Origin of the sequence: Bacillus cereus group sp. BfR-BA-01381 (assembly GCF_022663555.1) — a bacterium.
Classification (GTDB): domain Bacteria; phylum Bacillota; class Bacilli; order Bacillales; family Bacillaceae_G; genus Bacillus_A; species Bacillus_A pacificus.
Map to the genome: position 1 here is coordinate 1 of NZ_JAKUFR010000081.1, position 22081 is coordinate 22081.

Here is a 22081-nt window from a genome sequence, read left to right on the forward strand (position 1 = left end):
CTAAATTCATCGTCTTTTCATTACGGTGTTCTGTCGATAAATTTTCTAACATATTCCCACCTACTTTGAAATTTAATTTCATACTTTAATTATAACTTTAAGAAATTTAAAATCAATATTACTTTATTATTTTATGAAATTTAATTTCTTTTCATGACGAATTTATGTCCGTCCGTATGCAAAAAAAGATGGGTTTCCCCATCTTCTCATTTTAGCTTCCGTAATCGCAAAGCTTCTTCTCTTGTTTCCATAAATTGATCCAGCACTTTATTACCAATACGATTAAAGGTAATCACATATAGAGCATCTATCATGTTCAATTGCGTCATTCTTGAAGCAATACTTGCAATACGATGATCTTGTTCTACATCTGGCATACAAAGACGAATGTCTGCCTCTTTATATAACGGTGATGATTGATCAAGCTTCGTAATCGCAATAACTGTTGCACCTTGTCTCTTCGCATATTGCGCCATTTCAAGTACATCTTTCGTACGACCAGATGTTGAAATTGCCACAAATATATCGCCTTCTTTTAAATTCGTCACAAGTGGCAACATCATATGAAAATCAGATAGCATCATCGCTGTAAATCCGAGCCTTGTAAATTTATAAGCTCCGTCCATCGCCGGAGTAGCTGATCCGCCTACTCCGTAAAAGATAATTTTATCGGCATTTACAATACGATCTGCAGCTTTTTCAAGTTCTTTTTTATCTATCGCCGTCACGCTCGCCTCAATTGCAGCTTTATTCACATACGTAACTTTATTAAACAAGTCGTACGGTCCATCTTCCGTATTCATCACTGAAAAATCGTTAATATTATAATCAGCAATCGTTAATTCGCGAACGAGCGCGATTTTAAATGCTTTAAAACTTCCGATTCCAATCGACTTACAAAAGCGAACAACACTCGCCTCACTTGCGCCTGCATTCGTTGACACTTCTTTCGTCGTTAAGTTCGGAACAATCTCTGCATTCTCCGTTATGTACATGGCAACCTTCTTTTCAGCTGGTGAAAATTGATCCATATTACTTTCAATTTTAAATAGTAACGTTGAAGCTTTCACTATTTAACCTCCACTTCTTACGGTTGCGTTTACTTATTTTCTCTTGCTTCAAGAAGGTAAAAACCATTATCGCCAGGAGGATGAAACACATTTACAATGCGATTCCCTTTTTGATAAACAGTTCTTTCCCCTTCTGTCCACTTCTTTTCCCAACCTTTCATCCAAATCGCAATATCAGGTAAAAAAGCAGTATATTTCAGCTTCTGGTCGTACTCACCATCTGCTTCTTCCGAGAAAATAGAAACCGGAAAATCTTTCACTTTTGATTCTTTCCATGCAGTAAATGGTATACATACGGCAATAAGTACGATTACACCGATAACCTTCTCCTTCGTAATCTTCACACATTTTCTCCCCTCGACTTATCATATACGTAGATTTTACCATAATTACAACCCATTCACGCTATATGACTATTGCTTTTTCCAATAAAGTGAAACTTTAATCAGTGGGGGTTTTCTTCATCCCCCACTGATTATCAGCTCTCACCAATCGGACTTTAATGGGATAAAAAAAGAGCTTATCCACGTCAGATAAGCCCTTCCTCACTATACGAAATACTTCTTCAAAAGCGGCGGCGTAATAATCGTCGTTAATATAACAACAATAACAATCGCTGTGAAATTTTCTTTCGCTAATAAATTTGCCGTAAGTCCATTCGCTGCGATGATAAGCGCTACTTCACCACGTGATACCATCCCAGCTCCGATACTAATAGAAGATTGAAGGTTGAATCCTGTTAGCCTTGCTCCTAAACCTGATCCAATTAACTTTGTGAAAATCGCAATAAGCGTCATAATGAGAATGAACCAGAGCTGGCTTCCAATACCTTGAAATGTAATTTCCATTCCAATACTTACGAAGAACACTGGCACAAATATCGCATACGCAATCGGTTCAATTTTATGTTCTACTTCGTGCTTATACTCTGTTTGAGAAATGGCAATTCCGGCTGCAAATGCGCCAATAATACCTGCAATCCCCATCATTTCACTATAATACGAAAAAGAGAAACAAATAATAAGAGCTGCACTAATTAGAGCTTCTGTTACACGAAGTGGTACAAGCATTTTCATAATCCACGGAACAACTTTCCATGCGATAAAAACGATGCTGACGAAGAAAATAATTTTCTTTACGATAACAAGTGTTATATTCACATCTTGCGTTCCTAAAAAACTCATAACAAACGCTAATAAAATAACGACGATCACATCGTCAAATACGGCAGCACCTAAAATCGTTGTACTTTCTCTCGTATTCATTTTTCCTAAATCTCTTAGCGTTTGCACTGTAATACTAACTGACGTTGCGCAAAGTAATAACCCTAAAAAAATTGCATGAGATTGTATTAGTCCAAACAGCAATCCTGTTACATAACCACCGATGAAAGGAAAAATAATTCCACCAGCTGCTACTGCAAATGATGATTTCAAATTCCGATTTAGTTCTTCTAAATCTGTTTCAAGTCCAGCCATAAACATAAGGAGTAAAACACCAATCTCACTCAGCTCATCAATCAGTTCAGAACTATTTATAATACCAAGTACAGCTGGACCGATAATAATACCGATAATTAATTTACCAAGTACAGAAGGCTGGCCAAGCCTTACGCTAATATCACCAGCTAATTTCGTACAAAGTAAAATGACGACAAGTTCAAAATAAAATAACATAGCATCTTCTCCTACTTTAACTTTAATCAGTGGGTCGTTAACCCTCGTCCATCCCTGCAAGTAGTTTCTCCTATTCATCCGCATTTTATTTGTCATATTTTTATTTGACAAAATATTCTGAATTATATTAAGATTAATCCAGCAATTTTAAAAACTACGCACCATAACTGTACCTCGATTTCCTTACATACTCTTTTCTAGTGGGCTCATACTACATTCGCAGTTATGGAAATGAAAAACGGGGGGAGAGTCCAAAGTGAAATCATTATTACGAAAAAAGGCGATTACTACTGAATCACCACGACAACTACAAAGAACATTAACCGCACTTGATTTAACGTTTTTAGGAATTGGCGCCGTAATTGGCACAGGGATTTTTGTATTAACAGGTATTGTTGCAGCGAAACATTCTGGTCCTGGTATTATGTTATCATTTCTTATTGCTGCATTTACTTGTGCTTGTGTAGCCTTTTGTTATGCCGAATTTGCTTCTTCTATTCCTGTCTCAGGAAGTGTGTATACTTACGCATACATGACAGTCGGGGAAGTCGTCGCCTTCATCGTCGGATGGTGTTTAATGCTCGAATATTTACTGGCAGTCGCAGCAGTAGCTGTCGGTTGGTCTGGTTATTTACAGTCTTTACTACAAGGATTTAACATCCATCTGCCCGCCATAATCGCCTCGGCACCTGGCGTAGGAAAAGGTGGTCTCATTGATTTACCAGCTGTTTGTATTTTACTCATCATTACTGGTCTTTTAAGTTTTGGTATACGTGAAAGCGCACGCATTAATAATATTATGGTTCTGATCAAGTTAGCAGTTATTATCGCCTTTATCGTAGCAGGTGCAAAATATGTAAAACCTGAAAATTGGACACCGTTCATCCCATTCGGATACGACGGTATTATTACTGGAGCTGCTACTGTATTCTTCGCCTTCTTAGGCTTTGATGCAATCGCAACCGCTGCGGAAGAAACGAAAAAACCACAGCGTGATTTACCAATTGGCATTATCGGTTCCCTTCTTATTTGTACTGTTTTATACATGATTGTATCTTTCGTTTTAACAGGTATGGTTCCGTATACACAATTAGATGTTTCTGATCCAGTTGCGTTTGCCTTGCATTTCGTTGGTGAAGATACGATTGCAGGACTACTCGCTGTTGGAGCGATGACTGGAATGACAACCGTTCTCTTAGTCGTTATGTATGGACAAGTTCGCGTTTCATATGCGATGAGTCGCGATGGCCTACTTCCAAAAGCGTTAGCACGTGTAAATAAAAGAGTGAAAATCCCTTTATTAAATACGTGGATTACTGGTGTTGTTGCCGCTTTATTAGCAGGACTTTTAGATCTGCACGTATTAGCGAATTTAGTAAATATCGGTACATTAACAGCCTTCACATTCGTTTGCTGTGCAGTACTTATTTTACGAAAAACACACCCTGACTTGAAACGCGGATTCCGTACACCTTTCATACCTGTATTACCAGTTGTCGCTATTCTTTGCTGTTTATATTTAATGGCTAATTTATCTAAAACGACATGGATTAGCTTTATAGCTTGGCTTATAGTCGGTTTATGCTTCTATTTCTTCTACTCTAGAAAACATAGTCATTTAGCTACTGAAAAAGCAAACGATGAACAGAAAAAAGCATAACAAAATAGCTCGCCAATAAAACGGCGAGCTATCTTTCTGTGCTATTATATTTTTTCGTTAACGATTGTAAAATGAAAAATATGCCGATGCAAGCTGTAAACGATGCCCAATTCCCTATTAGCGTTGCGTATTTAATAATTCCAATACCTACAAGCACTAAGAAAATAATCACCTGATATATGAGCTTCCACTTTTGCATATATTCCCTCCTTTACTTCGTTCCCTTCTTTTTCTTCTTCCATGCATTTAAACTATCAAAGAAGAAATTAATAAATAACGTGCCTAAACCCGCTAATAAAAACGTCATTAAAAATAAAACCCATATACTTTTTTCTTTTAAGAAATAATATCCTACAAGGAGCACAACCGCGATCCATACATATTCAAGAATTCTTTTTAACTTTTTCTCTTCCAAATTATTCGCTCCTTCATTCTATGCTACTTTTAGTATAACAAAAAAGAAGCCTATCATGATAAGCTTCTTTCTCTTCTCTCTTATTTGTTTATGCTTTGTTCAACGAGTGAAATCGCATACTCTAATGTACGATTCATCGTTTCTACCTGTGCATCCTTTACTTTCGCATCTTTTAACACAGATTCTGCCACTGTAATTTTTTGACTCAATGATTTCACTGAACCGTCCGTTACATTTGCAGCTTGCGCTTTTTTCACTACTGCTTTTGCAGATTCAATATTCATTTGTAATTTTTCTTTCAATGTTTTCGGTTGTTCTACTACTTTAGATTGTATAAATGTTTGATTTGCAGTTTTTAATTCATTATACGCTTGAACAATTTGTTCTCCCGTACTCGCTACATTTTCAAACACTTGTTTTGCATTATTATAGCTTTTCTCTAATTCTTGAAATGCTTCCTTTGAATATTGACCTGGCTTATCCCCAAACTCATACGTACCAGCTAACACTTCTTTTACTTTTCCAAGTTCTTCAAATAACGCATTTACTTGCTCTAACTTCGTACGGTTAGAAAACTCATTGTAAGCTGCTAATACTTCTGAAGAACTTAACGCTTTACTATATAATTTCGCAAGCGCGATTTGTCCATTTAACGGAATACCACCATTTCCATTGCTATCAGGATCCGCTCCAAGTGCAAATGGTACATTTGGATGATACACTTTTCCTGTAGCCGGTTGGCTATTTACTTTTTTACCATCTACATAAATAGCTACTTCACTTCCGTTATACGTTCCTGTTAAGTGATATGTTTTGTTTGCTTCTAATTGAACACCAACACGTTTATAACTGCCACCAATGTGAGCCCATAATTCAACATAGCCACTTCCTGTAGATTCAAAACCGATTCCGCCACTCTCTGTATTTTGCAAAATACCTTGTCCGCGAATTTCATTCATTGAAAATACTGTTTCTAACGTAAACGTATTTACAACTTTCTCTTTTTGTGCTGCTGAAAATGGAAGGTATCCAAATGTGTTTGCTTTTCCGTTTAGCTTCATAACATTCTTTTTCAATGCTTTATCATATTCAATAGTCACATTGCCCTTCACATCACCTTTTGTACCAAATGGTGAATTGTCTTTAAATGTACCATCTGCAAAGTTTACATCGAAAACATCAGCCTTTGGTACTTTCACATTCGGGTCAATATTATCTTTTTTCGTAGTAATTTCCGCCGTTAATGGTTGTACACTTTCATTGCCAAATGAATCAATCGCAACTACTTCAAGTGTATATGTTTTCCCACCATCTAACCCTGCCAGTGTAAATGTGAGCTCTTTCGGCACTGGATCACGATAAAACTCTGAGAATGCCAACAATTTGTTCTTTATTTCTCCCGTTTGCTTATCTCTAGCTTGTACGCGATAAGAATGAACAAGAAGGTTATCCAGCGCTTGTGGGAATGTTACTGTTGCTGCATTTTCTGTTACATTTGATACCGCAAGCTTTGCATCCTTTACAAAGTAAGGCTTTTCTTTATCACGATCTTCTACATGTGTAAATGTTTCTTTCTTTGCTGGTAATTTAATTTTCCAAGGCTCGCCTGTCCAAGAATTTGTATGGAAATCACGGCGATTAATCGTTACCTCTTTATCGTCTACTTCTACTAATAACCCTTGGCTTAATGTACTAGCTCCTAGTGGGATATTCCCTTGTACTTTACCACCTTCAACTTCCATATAACTTACTGAAGATGTACCAACTGATGTAAAGTCTTTTTGATGAATCGATCTTGGATCATCTAACGGATAATGTGAATGACCTGAAAACGTAATAACCTGTGGATATGCTTTCAACACCTCGTTAATTTTTGCACTATCTTTTGTTCCCCACTCTTGGCTACCATATACTGTATCTTTAATATGTTGGTGTAAAAATACGAAAATTGGTTTTTCTGGATCATCTTTTTGTGCCTTTGCCATTTCTTCTTTTAACCAATTAATTTGCTTGTCTGAATAATATCCATGAGTTGTCCCATCTTCCGGAGACATAACAAGGAAATGGTAACCTTTCACCACTTTGTGATAGTAAATCGATTCCATTCCTGTTTTTTCTAAGAAACGCTTCTGTGCGCCCTCTACAGATAAACCGTTCCAATAATCATGGTTACCAAGAGAATTCATTCGCACGGCATCTTTATTTGCATTTTCATTATACACTTGCATGAAACGATCGTATTGTTGTACCGATCCTGAATCAGTAAAATCTCCCACAATTACAAACGCATCTTGTTTAGGTGCAAGTGTATTCAGTTGCTCGATTGCTCGTTTCCAGCGAAACGTATCATCCGTTCCACTATTCTTAATATGTACATCACTTACAACTGGAAAAACTATCTTCTTCTCACTCGGTGCCTTTTCTTGCTTTTTCTCTTCCGCTTTAACTGATGTACTCCACGGAAATGATACGAACGCTAATACAAAAACCATTAATAATCCAATAAGTCCTTTTACTTTTCGTAAAGCTGTTCTTTCCACATGAATCCTCCTCATATAATCAATTAATTACAATGATTATTGTACTGAACACATATTAACTTCATATAAATTACAAATAAAATTTATTTAATTTTTGTAAATATACAGTCAATTTACTGTAACATCCAACATTATTTGTATTATCTTATACAACCATCTTTTGTCTAACAGACTCTTATTCATGATTATGAGTTGGACGCCTATTAAACAAACTTTCCTGAAATTTTTTGCCCCTTTATTAACACAACTATCGTTTTGCCACATTTAATAGTAATAAAAAGAAACTATGAAGGGAGGAGCTATTAATGGCTTGTAAAAAAAATATCGGCTGTTATGCCCCTTTATCTATCATTTGCCCTCCCTATGATCCACCTACTCCCCCTGACCCACCATCTTGTGAATTAGTCAACAATGAATTCGCTGGTAATTTTTTTATAACAAAAGAAATTCCACCGCCTTCTGAAGGTTCTACATTAATCTTATGGGAAGGAGATGGTGTACTTAAAATATCGGGTAATATTTCTGTGTATAATAGCACTAGTAGTACTGAAGCGGTTACGGTTCAAATTATTGGACAGGTGACAAATACTTTCACTGTCTATCCTGGCAACACAATGTCATATACAGGTCAATCATTACAATCTGTGGCAATTATTAATCTCCCAAATAATCCAATTCGGTATATAGAAGGAAAATATTGTTGTCAATTCTCATTTTGCTTTTAAAATGATTTATGACCTCAACTTACAAACTATAAGAAAAAGCATACCATTTTGGTATGCTTTTTCTTATGAAATTGGATAACGTACCGTTAAACATAATTGTCCTTGGCTTACTCCCGTTCCTGTCGTTACGATTTGAATTGTAGTAAAGTACCTTACTGTAAAGGATCCGCTACTTTGTGGTTGTACAGTAATTGTATTCACCACTGTCGCTCCTACTAAAAAATTCACCGTAATTGGAGCTGTACCTACATCATATTTCACATAACCTGATGCGTATAAATCTTGCGTAATATTATTCGTATACACCGTTTCCGTTACCGCACCAGTAGCGGACCAATCTATACATACTTGATCTTGTACAAGCGTATTATTGGAGCAACAAGATAAACTAGAATTCCCCATTTTAGCCCTCTCCTATTCTTCTATGAAAGTGGATAACGCGTCGTGATACAAAATTCACCTTGATATGTTCCAGCTGTTGCGGCTGGTAAAGTTACCTCAATTGTTTCAAAACGACGATACGTAAAAGCAATACTAGTTCCTGGATTTAATGTTTGAGTATCAAGTGTATTACCAGCTGAGTCAAGAACTGTTAATGTTATTGCTGCTGGTCCTACATCATATCGAACAAATCCTGTTCCAATTACATTTTGATTAATATTATTGTTATACAGCACATTCGTAATAGCAGTCGCTACTACGGTTCCTGACCACGGACTACACACTTTATCTTGCACATAATTTTTATCTGGACAGCAAGTTAACGCTGCCCCTGAGCACTCACAAGACATAGTTGTTTCCCCTCTCTCTTTTTTATTCCCTATATGTGTATGTCCTTTAGAGTCTTTTGCCTGTACTATTCATCTATTTTCAAAAAATATTCATATGACTAGATAGATTCCGTTTTGTTTCTTTTTTTCATATATTTATAGACAAAGATACTAGCCACGATAAGAATAACGCCTCCTAATATAGGTAGCATATATTGTCCAACAACATCCGCAGCCTTTTCCCAATGCGGACCTAATTTCATTCCAAAATAGACATATAAAGTCGTTAGCGGGAACATTGCTACAAATGTATAAATACTAAATTTCCATATGTTCATTTTCGCCATACCACAAGGAACAGAAATAAGCGTTCGAACTCCCGGTACAAAGCGTCCAACAAATGCTACAACTGGTCCATATTTCTCAAAGAAATCATCTGCTTTTTGAATTTGTTCTTCTTTAATAAAGAAGTATTTCCCGTACTTTATTAATAGAGGACGACCACCGTAATAACCGAGTGCATATAATGTTAACGGTCCTGTCGTTCCGCCAAGCGTTCCAGCTAATACAGCTAGCCAAAAATTCATATCACCCTCGTACACCCAATATCCAACCATAGGCAAAACGACTTCTGCTGGAATAAATTCAAACGTTAAAGCCAATACAACTCCAAAATAAGAAAACTGCTTTAAAAACTCGATTATATCTAAAATAATTTGCTCCATATTTTAACTCCTATCCTACATTTACGTTATGCTTTTCTTGTAATTGAACTGGGGCCATTTTTACAATTCGGTTCAAAATAAATAACACAATCCCAATATCATCTAAAATACCGATGAACGGTAAGAAGTCTGGAATTAAATCAAGCGGCATCGCTACATAACCAACTAAAAAAGCAATGGATAAGATTTTCTTCTTTATTGAAACCTCTTTTGAAGTAAAAAAGTCAAATAGGAATGGAACAAATCGGCGAACATGAAATACAACTCTTAATCTACTAATCAGTTTTTTCATTTTTATTTCTCCTCTCTTTGTATACAAAAAGGCCCCTACCAAATATGGTAAGGGTCCTAAAAAAGACAATAAGGGGCCTTTACCATTGCTGGTAAAGGTCTCACTAACAACGAAACGTTGCCAATAAAGCCGAGGGTTTCTCCCTGTAATGACGACTTTACTGTAATAAGTTACTCCCCTTTATATACACAATTTTATACAATCACATTAAAATATTTTGGAGGGCTTGTCAATATATTTTATATCCCAAGCCCTTCCGTAAAAAACAAAAAACGTATAGGAAATTTCTTACTATCTCATAATATACATAATCATTTTTGAATGAAAGGAGAGGCTTCATTTGCATACAGTATGGAAAGGTGCGCTTTCACTTGGACTATTAAATATAGGAATTAAACTATATAGCGCCGTAGAAGAAAACGATATAAAATTTTTAAGTCTCCATAAAGAATGCTTAACACCTATTAAATATAAAAAATTCGCTCCTGATTGTACGGATGAAGACATTGATGATAAAGATATTGTAAAAGCCTATGAATATGCACCTCATAAATACATTATTATGGATGAAAAAGAATTAGCTGCGTTGCAAAAAGCTCACGAACCACGATCCATTCGTATTATATCTTTTGTCCAAAATGACGAAATCGATTCTGTTCTTTATGACCGCTCTTATTTTATAGGCCCTACCCCAGGACATGAAAAATCATATTTGTTATTAAAAGAAGCTCTTGAACGTACAAATAAACTTGGGCTTATTCATATTGCTATTAGAAAAAAACAACATTTAGCTATTATCCGTAACTTTGAAGATGGACTTATGTTGCAAACTATTCACTACCCTAATGAAATTCGCGATATAACAAATACACCTAACTTACCAAGTAACGAAAATTATCCGATTCAAAAACAAGAACTCACCGCAGCAATGAATTTAATCCATCATCTTACAAATCCTTTTGAACAAGAAATGTATACAGATGAGTATAAAGAAGCTCTTACCGAATTAATCGAAAATAAAATTGAACAACAGGAAAAAACGGAAACAATCTCTCCTGCTCCAAACATCATCAATATTATGGAGACATTACAGGCAAGTATTGAACAAGCAAAAATAAAAAGAGACAATAAAACAGAAAAAGAGGCCAAATAAAATTGACCTCTTTTTCTTTAAAGCGGATTACATTTTGGCATTTCAAGTCCAGACGATTGAGCCAATTTTAATAAGTAATAACATTCCTCTCTTGCCATATGGTCTGCCATTCTAGCTGATAATGTACTTAATACTTCATTTGATAACTCCAATTCTTCAACTTCATGTAAAAAATGTGAAAATAATTTCAATTCAAGTGAAACATCTTTTGTAAACTTCTTTAATGCTGGAAAATGATGAAGCTCCGTTCGTAAATATCCAGTCATCTCAACCGCCTTTAAGTAAAATTGTTCAAAATGCTTCGTAAATTCTTCACTTTTCTCTTTTAATCTTTTTTCAACAAGATCTAGCCCACCAGAAATAGAACCCGCATGACCAGCCGCATCCGTTAACCAAACGAGATGATAGTGCAGTTCATGAAAAACAGGCGGAACTTCCCCTTTCTTTAAAAACTCTAAAACCGTTATATACTCCTCTACTTCATTTACCATATGATTGATAAAAGTTGGCGTAAAATGAATTGTAATTTTTCCTTCCAACTGTTTCTGTATAATATTTAATTTAAACATTCGTATTTCCTTAGCTGCTTGTTCAGCCTCTTTTGAGAATGCCATCAGATTTACATTCCGAACTTTATTTAACAGATTCGTAAATGTTTCAACAAAGTAAGTAGCTTTCTTTATATCCTCTGTTTCCTTCGGCGCTAACGCATCAAGTAAAAACTGCGCATGATCAGTAAGTACCTTTAGCCAAAATTGATGCTCAAACAATGCACTTTCTTCATAATTTCTCTCCACTAAATCCCCTCCGTTTATTCACCCTTCTCTACTACTTGAAGTTTATATCCATCTGGGTCTTGTACTACAATACTCCTCGCACATTCATTTTCTGTATATAAAATTTCATAAAACGCTAGCTTCTTTTTCAATTTCTCTATGTTAGAAATCGTAAACGTTAAATCCTCACATGAATCTGTAACACTTTTTTCCCGTCCACCTAACACGCGATTCATGACAAAACTAATTCTCTTTGAATCAGAATCATACCAAACCCCTGTTATATCTAATTGCGGTCTTTCTAAACTAGGTTTAATTCCTAAAATCCCTTCGTAAAAATACAACGTTTCCTTTAAGTTTTTCACTTCCAATACAATGAATTGTTTCACAGTCTCCACATTCATTCCCCCCGTACCTATTACTTTTTTATATGTGTCATAAATGCTCATTATGTCTGAATACAATACGTAGTAATGAACATGTAAGGAGGTTTATTCGTGAATAAATATATGAGATCATTTGTGCCCTATCATAGTCCTCTCGATCCTTGTCCTCCTATCGGAAAAAAATATTATTCTACTCCTCCTAATTTATTTTTAGGCTTTCAACCGCCAAACTTACCGCAATTCACGCCAAAAGAAGCACTCCAAAAAGGAACTTTATGGCCTGTTTTTTATGACTATTATGAAAATCCTTATAAAAAAGGGCGGTGACTACTGACGTGACTCAATCGCTACCAGAAGAATATTATCAGCTGTTACTGGAGCTTCAAGAACTAGACTTTGTACTAGTCGAACTCACTCTTTATTTAGATACACATCCAGATGACACTGCTGCTATTAATCAATTTAATGACTTTTCCTATAAACGAAGAGTATTAAAACAAAAGATGGAAGAAAAATACGGGCCACTCCAACAGTTTGGAAACAGCTATTCTAATGCCCCTTGGGAATGGAGCAAAGGTCCTTGGCCATGGCAAATATAAAGGAGAGAAACTATGTGGATTTATGAAAAAAAATTACAATACCCAGTTAAAGTAGGAACTTGTAATCCAGCACTTGCAAAATTATTAATTGAGCAATATGGCGGTGCAGATGGAGAATTAGCTGCTGCACTCCGTTACTTAAATCAACGTTATACAATTCCTGATAAAGTCATTGGTCTCCTTACCGATATTGGTACAGAAGAATTTGCTCACCTTGAAATGATTGCTACAATGGTTTATAAGCTGACGAAAGATGCAACTCCTGAACAAATGAAAGCTGCTGGTCTTGACCCTCATTACGCTGATCATGATAGTGCACTTCACTACCATAACGCTGCTGGTGTTCCATTTACTGCAACCTATATACAAGCTAAAGGTGATCCAATTGCCGATCTATATGAGGATATTGCGGCTGAAGAAAAAGCACGCGCAACATATCAATGGCTTATTAACTTATCAGACGATCCAGATATAAATGACAGCCTACGCTTCTTACGTGAACGAGAAATCGTCCATTCACAACGTTTCAGAGAAGCGGTTGAAATTTTAAAAGAAGAACGTGATAAAAAAATATTTTTTTAAAACACGTATCCTAGGGATATGTGTTTTTTTACGTTATAAGTTAAATCCTTCCTATTAAACATATAAATAGTATATTTATTCGATTTAATGCATTATTTTTTAATTTTTTCAAAATTCCCTATTGCTTTCTAGTCATCAGACCTTTAAAATAATAACAGTTACTCGACAAATTGTTTGAATTTTCGACAAAAACACTCAGTAGGAGGATTTTCTTTATATGCGTACAACTTTAAAACCAGCGCAAATACTTTCGATTAGTTTATTACTATTCGCAGTTTTCTTCGGTGCTGGTAATATGATTTTCCCACCACTCCTTGGACTTTCTTCTGGAGAGAACATGTGGATCTCCATTACAGGATTTATTATTACAGACGTCGGTTTATCTTTACTAGCTATCGTTGCTGTTGCCCTTGCCGGTGGTAGTTTTAACACGTTAGCAAGCCGTGTTCATCCAAAATTCGCAGCAATATTCGCTATCATTATTTATCTTTCAATCGGCCCACTATTTGTTATTCCACGAACTGGATCTGTATCTTACGAAATTGGGATTGCACCACTTTTCCCAGACCAATGGTACTCTATGTTAGTTTTTAGTGCGATTTTCTTTACAGTCGTCTACTTCTTATCATTAAATCCATCAAAATTAGTAGATCATATCGGAAAAATATTAACGCCAATTTTACTTGGAATTATTGCAATTATGGCAACAAAAGCAATTCTTTCACCAGGAACGTTTGCAGAACCTGTTGGTGACTATAAAGAAATTCCATTTTTCAAAGGATTTCTTGAAGGATTTTTAACGTTAGATGCAATCGGTGCTCTCGTACTATCAACAATCGTTGTAAATGCAATTCGTCAAAACGGTATACAAGAGAAGAAATCTATCGCAAAATATACAATCATTTGCGGAAGCATCGCTGCTCTATTCTTAACAATTGTTTACTTCTTACTCGGTTATATCGGAGCTTCAAACGGAAACTTAGGGCAATTCGAAAACGGTGGTCAACTATTAGCTACTGTTATGTATCACTTCTTTGGGACAAGCGGTAATGTTTTATTAAGTATCGCCATTATCTTCGCTTGTTTAACGACAGCAATTGGTGTTGTAAGTGCATTTGCAAACTATTTCGCAACAGTACTTACAAATGTTTCTTACAAAAAGCTTGTACTATACGTTTGTATCTTTAGCTTCGTGATTTCAAACTTAGGTTTAAGTTTATTAATCAAAATTACATTACCTGTATTAATTATTTTATATCCAATTACAATCATTTTAATTTTCGTATCATTTATTGATAAATATACGAAACGTAAACCTTCTGTCTACATCGGAGCAATGATCGCAGCATTCCTTATTAGCTGTATTCACGCACTTGATAATGTGGGAATGATACCAAGTTTTATCGCGAATATCGTACACACCATTCCTTTTTATAACTTAGGAATTGGCTGGATTATTCCAGCAATCATCGGTGGTATAATCGGTTACTATCTTCCCCAATCAGAAGCTGAAGGTGAAGTTTCTACAAAATAAAGAAAAGAAGCAAGCATGAAATACATGCTTGCTTCTTTTTATTTTCACATCGTATGTTTAAATGTAAACAGCTCTTCTTTTGACTGCACAGCAGATTGTTCCTCTTCTACAACATCCTTCTTTAGCTCTCCTCCTAACCTTACTTTCATCATCGCCTCTTCGATACTTTTTACAATCATATTTCCTGAAAAAATAGTAAGTCCAAAAAATGTAATCGGAACGAGAGGGATCCACGGATTCACTGTTAATGATCTAAAATAGACTCCAATTAGCCCTGACCATTCATGTGTGTAAGATTCTATTTCTTCTATCGGTCCTAAAAACTTAACCGTTCCGCCAAAGAATATTTCTAGTAACCCTAAGTGCAGTAAAATAGTAAGAGTCTGCGTAAACTGCTGAAAAAATACAAGTATAAACGTCATATAAAGATGCGGGAAAAGATGCTTTATAACAATATGTCTTCTCGATCCACCTAATATGCGTGCGGCATCAACAAATTCCTCCGTTCGCAATTTACGAACTTCCTTCGCAACATACAGTGCAATAACTGGCATTACAAGCATTACAAGTAAGACAACTTGAAACGAAGCCCTTTCAAAAAAGGTTGTTGTTTCCTCCCCACTTCCAAATGTACTTGCAGATTGAAGAAAAAAATACGCAATCATAACTGTCGGAATAACTGTAAAACTATCAAAGAAAGCCTCAATTTTTGAAAATCCTCTTTTTATGTACGTTCCGAGGACGACACCGAAAAACACACCTATTACCATTCTAAGTGCCGCAATTAAAATAGATATACCAATCGTCCACTTTGCGCCTTCAATGACTAAATGTAACAGGTCGTACCCTTTCCGGTCTGTCCCGAGTAAAAATTGTAATGAAGGTGAAAACGGTGGCACTTGTGGATTTTCATCCGCATCATATTGCAATGTAACTTGTCTAATATGTCCATCATTCCATATCGTATTTCCGATGCTCAAAAGAACTAGTATGAGAAGAAACCCAATGCTTATCCAAAATCTTTTATCGCGTTTTATATACGTCCACATATTATAGTCTCTCCTTCATCGCAGCTGGAATGAGATAATGAAACAATTTAAACAAAATAAAAATCGGAATATATATAAGAAGCACACTAACGATGAAAACCTCAACGCTAATACCAAAATACGATTTCAAAAACATAAAAATACCACCTGTATTAAAAATCCATTCTATAATATATAAATTAGATAACATAAAAAAGATATTCGTTTTCGCAAAGAATAATGTACTAAGCAACACATTTCGTAAAATATGACGATTTAAAATATGAAAGCGCCCCAGCCCTTTCGCCTTAGCAAATAGTACATAATCTTTTTCTAGTTCGTTTTCAAAACGAAGCACGACCATTTTTACAAACATAATCGTAGTCGGGATGCTCAAACACAATATTGGCAACCCCCTAATCGACTCGCCTCCAATTGAAGCAATTTGAAAAGGTAAAAAACCTGTTTGTTTAAAAAACCATACAACTAAAATTTGTGATACTAAAATAAGAAGGATATCTGGAATGGATTCTAGCAAGATAAGAAATGATTTAATTCGATGTTGTATACGCGGTGAACTACTCATAATGACATAAACAATACAAAATGCTACAAATAATGAAATAAAAAAAGCAGCTAACAAAATAATAATCGTTTCTTTATAATGGACGAACAGCTGCGGAAATAAAAATTTATCTCCCACATATTTAAAATTGGAGATGTCCATTAAATTCACAAACACTTCTTGTAAACTCTTTATGTATTGTGATGCATGCAGCTCAAATCCATAAAATAGTTTCGGCAATGTCCCTAAACAAATAATACCCAAAATCGAAATAAGAAATTGAATCGTCACTTCCATCCCATTCAAAAATACTTTTTTGACCATTTTCGCCCTTCTCTCTCTATAATTTACCCCTTAATTTTATTCTTAATTTTCTGAATTGTAAATATTTAATATATGAAAAATCGCTAGGTTATGACCCTAACGATTCTTTGTGTAACTGTTTTTCTCTTTTCGCAAATGGCATATATAAAATAAAACATCCAATAAGCGCTGCGAGTTCTAATGAAATAATATAGTAAGGATGTGGTCCTAACATATCAAGTAATGAAGCTATTTCTGGCTTATGAGCTAAAAACATATAATTACCACCTGTTTTGTAATTTACAAACGAAACAATCGGAATCAATATGTTTAAAAATATCATTGTGCGTTTAATAGATTGTACTGTCGGACGATATCCTTCGACCCAAGTCATAAAGAGTGGCGCCCAAATGAGCAATATATGCGCGATAAAATATTCAATGAACCGAAAATGCGGAAAAGCATACTGCAAGTTTGGCGTTAAAATGGCTTGTGATGCACCAATAATTCCTGTGAAAAATACAATCTCATATATGCGATAACTTTTCGTTATAATCATAATCGACGCTAACAACAAACTAATTGTACATAACTCAAACGGTAATGAAGTGGCTAGCTCAAAAATCCCTGCTTTCCACTCCCACATATGAAGTCCAATTTCACTCCCTATAAATAAAAATGCAATCGCATATCGAATCGTTATATTCCACTCATTTTGACGTAATACATCTTGGTATTGATATAAAAAAACGATTCCCACCAACATAATAAATAATATAATGGCATGTTGCCTTGAGTAGGGAATAAACGGTTTTAATGGATGCGCACTAAAATAAGCTTCCATCTTCCTTCCTCCTTTCCTCCATACAATATTATTGTAAGAAAGAAACGACGAGTCAATTCATTTGCTTACACTAGGACAACCTCTACCTTACATTTACATATTCATACCTTACAAAACTGTAAGGTTATTGTAAGCTAAAACGATTTGTCAGATTCTTCTCCTCTTCTATACTTAATGTAGATACTAAAACGAACGAAAAGGTGATAAATAGATGAAAAAGAAAAATAAAGTGTTAATTACTAGTGTAGTAGCAATTGGAATTGCAGCTGGATCATACTTTGCATTTGCTGGGGGCGGTTCGGATGTAGCAATGGCATATAGCGGATATAAAGTAACCGAAAAACAAATCCAAAACGCGCAAAAATTTGGTGGCGAAGTTATTCCAAATGGAATTGAAACTATTTCATTCGATCCAACAAAAGGAACATATGAATTAGCTGTAAAAAAAGGTGATGAAGTGAAAAAAGGGCAACTCCTTTTTAAATACAATGATCCGACTGCGAAACAAGGTGTAACAGAAGCAGAAATGCAAAAGAAAATCGCACAAAAAGAAGTAACATTGTTCCAAAAGCAAATTGATGCTGCGAAACAAAAATTACAAAAAGATAAAAATGCAGGCCTTCCTGCTGAAGCATTAAAAGCATCAGAAATTGAAATACAGCAATTAGAATCACAACTTGAAATGAAGAAATTTGAAGTTGAAAAAGCTGATGAGATGATTAAAGCAGCAAAAGAGAAAGTAAACACACTTTCTGTAACGAGCCCTGCCGATGGCGTAATTGATGATATCGTAAAAACTGCTGACGAAAAAACAGGTATGAGCGGAGTTACTCTTCGTCACGCTGGTCAATTTAAGGTAAAAGGTCAACTTTCTGAATATGAGCTTGCTAGTATGAAAGTTGGGCAAGAAGTAACTGTTTCATCAAAAACTGTCGCTGGTAAGACTTGGACAGGAAAAGTAACAGAAATCGGTTCTACACCATTAAAGAGCATGGATGAAAATAAAACTGTTTCGAACTATCAATTCACTGTCACATTAGATAATAGTGACGAATTACAAAATGGCTTCCATGTATATGTAATGAGTAAATCTGGCGAAGCAACTGGTACAATTGTTCCAAAAAGCAGCATCGTGAAAAAAGGTGACAAAAATGTTGTCTTCGTTGTAAAAGACGGTAAAGCGAAAGAACAAGCAGTTACTGTTGAATTCGAAACAGATAGCGAAGCAAAAGTTTCTGGAGTGAAAAAAGGAGAGGAAATTATCTCTAAACCGGAAAAAGACTTAAAAGATGGTATGGAGGTTGTCGCCCAGTGATTAACTTAAAAGGCATCACGAAATCCTTCCAAAATGGTGCAGAGTCCGTTCAAATATTACACGGAATTGACGTAACATTGAACCAAGGAGAATTCACTTCAATTATGGGACCTTCTGGTTCTGGTAAATCAACATTAATGAACATTATCGGTTGCTTAGATAAACCGACGACAGGTACGTACGAACTAGCCGGTCAAAATATTTCAAACATGTCTGAAACAGAACTTGCACACGTACGTAATAAAGAGATCGGATTCGTATTCCAAAACTTCATGTTATTACCGAGACTTACAGCGCTTCAAAATGTAGAACTACCTCTTATTTACGCTGGAGTCGATAAAAAAGAAAGACGCGAGCGCTCATTAGCTGCTTTAACAAAAGTCGGTTTAGCTGATCGCGCTACTCACTTACCGAACGAATTATCAGGTGGACAAAAGCAGCGTGTCGCTGTTGCACGTGCAATCGTAAATAACCCAAAATTCATTTTAGCCGATGAACCGACGGGAGCACTTGATACGAAAACAAGTACACAAATTATGGACCTCTTTTACGAATTAAATAAACAAGGCTCAACAATCATTATGATTACCCATGACCGTGAAATCGGGGAAGCTGCAGCACGTCAAATTGTAATTCGTGACGGAAATATCGTCCAAGATTGGAGAGGTTAATTTTGAATACGAGTGAAAATATACGCATGGCCCTTTCCTCTATCTTTGCTCATAAAATGCGTTCTATTTTAACGATGTTAGGTATTATTATTGGGGTTAGTGCCATCATTACCATTATCTCGATTGGGGATGGAACAAATGCAAAGTTCCGCGAACAAATCGGGAATGAAAAAAAAGATCAGTTTTCTGTAAATTATAAGACAGAAGATTACTCAGATATGGACGGCAAAATTTCCTCAAGCATGTATGAAAGTATATCCAAAATTTCTGGTGTGCAAGATGTTTATCCAGATGTAAGAGGAAAAGAAAAAGTATATGCAGGAAAAAAAGAATTAGATCTTGATATTACCGGTGCAAAAGGTGATTATTTTGAAGATACATCTAAATTCAAACTTGAGCACGGCAGATTTTTAACAGCAGCTGATTTAGACAGACCTGAACATACAATTGTATTAAATACAGATGCTTTTGATAAATTATATTCTTCATGGGAACCAAACTTATATGTAGATATAAAAGGTACACCATACAAAATAGTTGGCGTATATTCAGTAAAGGCTATGATGGGTGGCATGACATTTAAAGAAGGTGTCATTTCAGCAGAAAACTGGCCTGTACTATTCGGGAAAAACAACTACGACTCTGTAACTGTGAAAATTGCTCCTGGTCAAGATAAGGAAACTGTTCAAGAAGCAGTTGTAAAATCATTAAATGAAGCAAAAAAACCAGAGCATTCAGGTAAATTTGAAGTACCAGATCCACAAGAATTCTTAAAAGAAATCGATAGCTTCACAGGTATATTAAAAAGCGTATTCGGTGGTATTGCTGCTATTTCCTTACTTGTAGGTGGTATTGGTGTAATGAACATTATGCTAGTATCTGTAACAGAGCGTACACGTGAAATTGGTATTCGTAAAGCATTAGGTGCAACACGTGGTAAAGTATTAATGCAATTCTTAATCGAAGCTTGTATTTTAACAGCACTAGGTGGCTTTGTCGGATTTATGCTTGGAATCTTCTTCGCATGGATTGTCGCAATGTTTGCAGGATGGCCACTTGTCGTTTCACTAAAACTAGGACTTATCTCCGTTGCCCTATCTATGTTAATCGGTATACTATTCGGTTTACTACCAGCTAACAAAGCTGCCAAACTGGATCCAATTGAATGTTTACGATATGAATAAACAAAAACGTAGGAGTTTACACTCCTGCGTTTTTTATTTATCCCGCTTTAATGGACAGTAAGACCCCCACCTCAAAATTCAGTGAAAGCAAAGAAGTTAGGTGGGGGTCGGGCTGCCCATAAAAGTCCGATTGGTTCAACTAATAATCAGTGGGGGATGAAGAAAACCCCCACTGATTAAAGTTTCACTTTATCTATTAAATCGTGTTTCTTCTATTATATATATTTCACGTTATCAACACTTTTAATTATTTCAACCTACTAAAGCTATTATAGAATCCTATTATTGCAAAAATACTATGTGATAAACCAAAATCAAGGCGTAATTTTTTCCATACCTCGACTTATTTTGTAACAATTATAGCGATTTTTTATTAAATTTCACCTTATTTCTATTTCTCCACAACTGAAATAGTTATTTTTACATAACTAGTTACCTGCTCCAACAACAAAATGCGCCGTTTTTGTAATGTTTACGAAACAATTATGTAACAATACAGAAACAATATTAATCTATTAGAAATTGAAATACTCTTTATTTTATGTATCGCATGCTCAAACCTCCCCTAAAAACTATAAGAAATCGCTTTCAGGATATTACTGGAATTATTACAGAATATTAATGAGCCGTTACGAAAGCTTTGTAATTTTATGTTTTTCGCAAATAAGAAAATAATGGTTGCTATAATGAGGTCAACGAAAACAAATGCAATGGAGGCTATTATGAAAAAATTTATGGGTATAGCAACAGCAGCGGTTTTTGGTCTTGGGATTTTCACAACATCTGCTAAAGCAGAAACAATCGTAACGACTGATGTACTAAATGTACGAGAAAACCCAACTACTGAATCAAAAGTTGTAGGAAAATTATTAGATGGATATAAAGTTAACGTTTTACATACAGAAAACGGATGGTCAAAAGTGAAATTAAATAGTGGTAAAGAGGCTTTCATTAGCGCTGACTACACAAAAGACACTTACTACGTAACAGCTAACATATTAAACGTACGTGCTGGTGCAAACACAGACTCAGAAATTCTTGGTAAATTGAAACAAGATGACGTAATCGAAACAACACACCAAGTTGAAAATGGTTGGATCCAATTTGAATATAACGGAAAAACAGCTTATGTTCACGTTCCTTACTTAACAGGTAAAGCTCCAGTTAAAGTTCAACCAGTAGTTAAAGCTGAAAAAACAACTACAGTTCAAGATACAGCTAAAGCCGTGGCAACAACTAAAGCTCGTGAAGTAGCTGAAACTCAAGCA

At 35.5% G+C, this 22081-nt stretch carries 26 protein-coding genes; 11 read left to right on the forward strand and 15 right to left on the reverse strand.

What is annotated here, in order from left to right:
* Window positions 1–206: 206 nt before the first annotated feature.
* The 3 genes from MR079_RS22180 to MR079_RS22190 all read right to left on the reverse strand — a co-directional run bounded on the left by MR079_RS22180 (window position 207) and on the right by MR079_RS22190 (window position 2842).
* Window positions 207–1070, reverse strand: a complete 864-nt coding sequence (locus MR079_RS22180; RefSeq protein WP_000648180.1) for a MurR/RpiR family transcriptional regulator — start codon at window positions 1068–1070, stop codon at window positions 207–209.
* Window positions 1071–1099: 29 nt separating this feature from the next.
* Window positions 1100–1414, reverse strand: a complete 315-nt coding sequence (locus MR079_RS22185; protein ID WP_139868974.1) for an outer surface protein — start codon at window positions 1412–1414, stop codon at window positions 1100–1102.
* 204 nt (window positions 1415–1618) lie between these two features.
* Window positions 1619–2842, reverse strand: a complete 1224-nt coding sequence (locus MR079_RS22190; protein WP_396022965.1) for a cation:proton antiporter — start codon at window positions 2840–2842, stop codon at window positions 1619–1621.
* 160 nt (window positions 2843–3002) lie between these two features.
* Here MR079_RS22190 and MR079_RS22195 point away from each other — a divergent pair, with 160 nt between their 5' ends.
* On the forward strand, window positions 3003–4406 hold the full coding sequence (locus MR079_RS22195; RefSeq protein WP_139868975.1) for a branched-chain amino acid transporter BcaP: 1404 nt from the start codon (window positions 3003–3005) through the stop codon (window positions 4404–4406).
* A 28-nt stretch (window positions 4407–4434) separates the two neighbouring features.
* Here the strand turns inward: MR079_RS22195 and MR079_RS22200 are convergent, their stop codons facing one another.
* The 3 genes from MR079_RS22200 to MR079_RS22210 all read right to left on the reverse strand — a co-directional run bounded on the left by MR079_RS22200 (window position 4435) and on the right by MR079_RS22210 (window position 7361).
* On the reverse strand, window positions 4435–4605 hold the full coding sequence (locus MR079_RS22200; RefSeq protein WP_001174849.1) for a hypothetical protein: 171 nt from the start codon (window positions 4603–4605) through the stop codon (window positions 4435–4437).
* Between the two features lie 12 nt (window positions 4606–4617).
* Window positions 4618–4821 carry a hypothetical protein gene (locus MR079_RS22205; protein WP_000391504.1) on the reverse strand — a complete coding sequence of 68 codons (204 nt, stop codon included), beginning with the start codon at window positions 4819–4821 and terminating at the stop codon, window positions 4618–4620.
* A gap of 80 nt (window positions 4822–4901) precedes the next feature.
* Entirely contained in the window at window positions 4902–7361 is a 2460-nt protein-coding gene (locus tag MR079_RS22210) for a LamG-like jellyroll fold domain-containing protein (protein ID WP_242294635.1), read from the reverse strand.
* 305 nt (window positions 7362–7666) lie between these two features.
* Between MR079_RS22210 and MR079_RS22215 the strand changes: the two genes are divergently transcribed.
* On the forward strand, window positions 7667–8086 hold the full coding sequence (locus tag MR079_RS22215) for an S-Ena type endospore appendage (protein ID WP_016716547.1): 420 nt from the start codon (window positions 7667–7669) through the stop codon (window positions 8084–8086).
* Window positions 8087–8149: 63 nt separating this feature from the next.
* On the opposite strand, the gene MR079_RS22220 is transcribed toward MR079_RS22215, so the two are convergent.
* From MR079_RS22220 to MR079_RS22235, 4 genes are all read right to left on the reverse strand, one after another.
* Complete coding sequence (locus MR079_RS22220) at window positions 8150–8488, reverse strand: DUF3992 domain-containing protein (RefSeq protein WP_000528442.1); 339 nt, start codon at window positions 8486–8488, stop codon at window positions 8150–8152.
* A 20-nt stretch (window positions 8489–8508) separates the two neighbouring features.
* Entirely contained in the window at window positions 8509–8877 is a 369-nt protein-coding gene (locus tag MR079_RS22225; protein ID WP_001277532.1) for a DUF3992 domain-containing protein, read from the reverse strand.
* Between the two features lie 98 nt (window positions 8878–8975).
* A complete protein-coding gene (locus MR079_RS22230) occupies window positions 8976–9581 on the reverse strand; it encodes a DedA family protein (RefSeq protein WP_000435017.1) in 606 nt (201 codons plus the stop codon).
* Between the two features lie 10 nt (window positions 9582–9591).
* Window positions 9592–9873, reverse strand: a complete 282-nt coding sequence (locus tag MR079_RS22235; RefSeq protein ID WP_000733844.1) for a YkvA family protein — start codon at window positions 9871–9873, stop codon at window positions 9592–9594.
* 340 nt (window positions 9874–10213) lie between these two features.
* Here MR079_RS22235 and ku point away from each other — a divergent pair, with 340 nt between their 5' ends.
* On the forward strand, window positions 10214–11026 hold the full coding sequence (gene ku, locus MR079_RS22240) for a non-homologous end joining protein Ku (RefSeq protein ID WP_000557725.1): 813 nt from the start codon (window positions 10214–10216) through the stop codon (window positions 11024–11026).
* A 17-nt stretch (window positions 11027–11043) separates the two neighbouring features.
* Here the strand turns inward: ku and MR079_RS22245 are convergent, their stop codons facing one another.
* Window positions 11044–11823 carry a DUF2935 domain-containing protein gene (locus MR079_RS22245; RefSeq protein ID WP_000440981.1) on the reverse strand — a complete coding sequence of 260 codons (780 nt, stop codon included), beginning with the start codon at window positions 11821–11823 and terminating at the stop codon, window positions 11044–11046.
* A 14-nt stretch (window positions 11824–11837) separates the two neighbouring features.
* Window positions 11838–12266, reverse strand: coding sequence for a VOC family protein (locus MR079_RS22250; RefSeq protein WP_116733372.1), 429 nt, complete (start codon window positions 12264–12266; stop codon window positions 11838–11840).
* A 33-nt stretch (window positions 12267–12299) separates the two neighbouring features.
* On the opposite strand from MR079_RS22250, the gene MR079_RS22255 reads away from it, so the two are divergent.
* From MR079_RS22255 to brnQ2, 4 genes are all read left to right on the forward strand, one after another.
* On the forward strand, window positions 12300–12515 hold the full coding sequence (locus MR079_RS22255; RefSeq protein WP_001046257.1) for a spore coat associated protein CotJA: 216 nt from the start codon (window positions 12300–12302) through the stop codon (window positions 12513–12515).
* An 8-nt stretch (window positions 12516–12523) separates the two neighbouring features.
* Window positions 12524–12787, forward strand: a complete 264-nt coding sequence (locus MR079_RS22260) for a spore coat protein CotJB (RefSeq protein WP_000194492.1) — start codon at window positions 12524–12526, stop codon at window positions 12785–12787.
* A gap of 12 nt (window positions 12788–12799) precedes the next feature.
* Window positions 12800–13369, forward strand: coding sequence for a spore coat protein CotJC (cotJC, locus tag MR079_RS22265; RefSeq protein ID WP_000265273.1), 570 nt, complete (start codon window positions 12800–12802; stop codon window positions 13367–13369).
* A gap of 217 nt (window positions 13370–13586) precedes the next feature.
* Entirely contained in the window at window positions 13587–14903 is a 1317-nt protein-coding gene (gene brnQ2, locus MR079_RS22270; RefSeq protein ID WP_242294636.1) for a branched-chain amino acid transport system II carrier protein BrnQ2, read from the forward strand.
* Between the two features lie 44 nt (window positions 14904–14947).
* Here the strand turns inward: brnQ2 and MR079_RS22275 are convergent, their stop codons facing one another.
* From MR079_RS22275 to MR079_RS22285, 3 genes are all read right to left on the reverse strand, one after another.
* Window positions 14948–15952, reverse strand: coding sequence for an ABC transporter permease (locus MR079_RS22275; RefSeq protein WP_242294637.1), 1005 nt, complete (start codon window positions 15950–15952; stop codon window positions 14948–14950).
* Window position 15953: 1 nt separating this feature from the next.
* Window positions 15954–16820, reverse strand: a complete 867-nt coding sequence (locus tag MR079_RS22280) for an ABC transporter permease subunit (RefSeq protein ID WP_242294638.1) — start codon at window positions 16818–16820, stop codon at window positions 15954–15956.
* 88 nt (window positions 16821–16908) lie between these two features.
* Window positions 16909–17643, reverse strand: a complete 735-nt coding sequence (locus MR079_RS22285) for a YwaF family protein (protein WP_242294639.1) — start codon at window positions 17641–17643, stop codon at window positions 16909–16911.
* 211 nt (window positions 17644–17854) lie between these two features.
* Here MR079_RS22285 and MR079_RS22290 point away from each other — a divergent pair, with 211 nt between their 5' ends.
* The 4 genes from MR079_RS22290 to MR079_RS22305 form a co-directional block, all read left to right on the forward strand.
* A complete protein-coding gene (locus MR079_RS22290) occupies window positions 17855–18958 on the forward strand; it encodes an efflux RND transporter periplasmic adaptor subunit (RefSeq protein WP_242294640.1) in 1104 nt (367 codons plus the stop codon).
* On the forward strand, window positions 18955–19629 hold the full coding sequence (locus MR079_RS22295; protein WP_000609100.1) for an ABC transporter ATP-binding protein: 675 nt from the start codon (window positions 18955–18957) through the stop codon (window positions 19627–19629). The genes MR079_RS22290 and MR079_RS22295 overlap by 4 nt, the downstream gene beginning before the upstream one ends.
* Before the next feature lie 26 nt (window positions 19630–19655).
* Window positions 19656–20813, forward strand: coding sequence for an ABC transporter permease (locus MR079_RS22300; protein WP_406846495.1), 1158 nt, complete (start codon window positions 19656–19658; stop codon window positions 20811–20813).
* 599 nt (window positions 20814–21412) lie between these two features.
* On the forward strand, window positions 21413–22081 hold a 669-nt coding region (locus MR079_RS22305; protein WP_242294642.1), incomplete at its 3' end, for an SH3 domain-containing protein.

Coding starts and splice junctions, on each gene's coding strand:
- MR079_RS22290 (WP_242294640.1), top strand. CDS start 17,855: ATGAAAAAGAAAAATAAAGTGTTAATTACTAGTGTAGTAGCAATTGGA.
- MR079_RS22215 (WP_016716547.1), top strand. CDS start 7,667: ATGGCTTGTAAAAAAAATATCGGCTGTTATGCCCCTTTATCTATCATT.
- MR079_RS22230 (WP_000435017.1), bottom strand. CDS start 9,581: ATGGAGCAAATTATTTTAGATATAATCGAGTTTTTAAAGCAGTTTTCT.
- MR079_RS22190 (WP_396022965.1), bottom strand. CDS start 2,842: ATGACAAATAAAATGCGGATGAATAGGAGAAACTACTTGCAGGGATGG.
- MR079_RS22280 (WP_242294638.1), bottom strand. CDS start 16,820: ATGGTCAAAAAAGTATTTTTGAATGGGATGGAAGTGACGATTCAATTT.
- brnQ2 (WP_242294636.1), top strand. CDS start 13,587: ATGCGTACAACTTTAAAACCAGCGCAAATACTTTCGATTAGTTTATTA.
- MR079_RS22275 (WP_242294637.1), bottom strand. CDS start 15,952: ATGTGGACGTATATAAAACGCGATAAAAGATTTTGGATAAGCATTGGG.
- MR079_RS22300 (WP_406846495.1), top strand. CDS start 19,656: ATGGCCCTTTCCTCTATCTTTGCTCATAAAATGCGTTCTATTTTAACG.
- MR079_RS22200 (WP_001174849.1), bottom strand. CDS start 4,605: ATGCAAAAGTGGAAGCTCATATATCAGGTGATTATTTTCTTAGTGCTT.
- MR079_RS22285 (WP_242294639.1), bottom strand. CDS start 17,643: ATGGAAGCTTATTTTAGTGCGCATCCATTAAAACCGTTTATTCCCTAC.
- MR079_RS22225 (WP_001277532.1), bottom strand. CDS start 8,877: ATGTCTTGTGAGTGCTCAGGGGCAGCGTTAACTTGCTGTCCAGATAAA.
- cotJC (WP_000265273.1), top strand. CDS start 12,800: ATGTGGATTTATGAAAAAAAATTACAATACCCAGTTAAAGTAGGAACT.
- MR079_RS22235 (WP_000733844.1), bottom strand. CDS start 9,873: ATGAAAAAACTGATTAGTAGATTAAGAGTTGTATTTCATGTTCGCCGA.
- MR079_RS22220 (WP_000528442.1), bottom strand. CDS start 8,488: ATGGGGAATTCTAGTTTATCTTGTTGCTCCAATAATACGCTTGTACAA.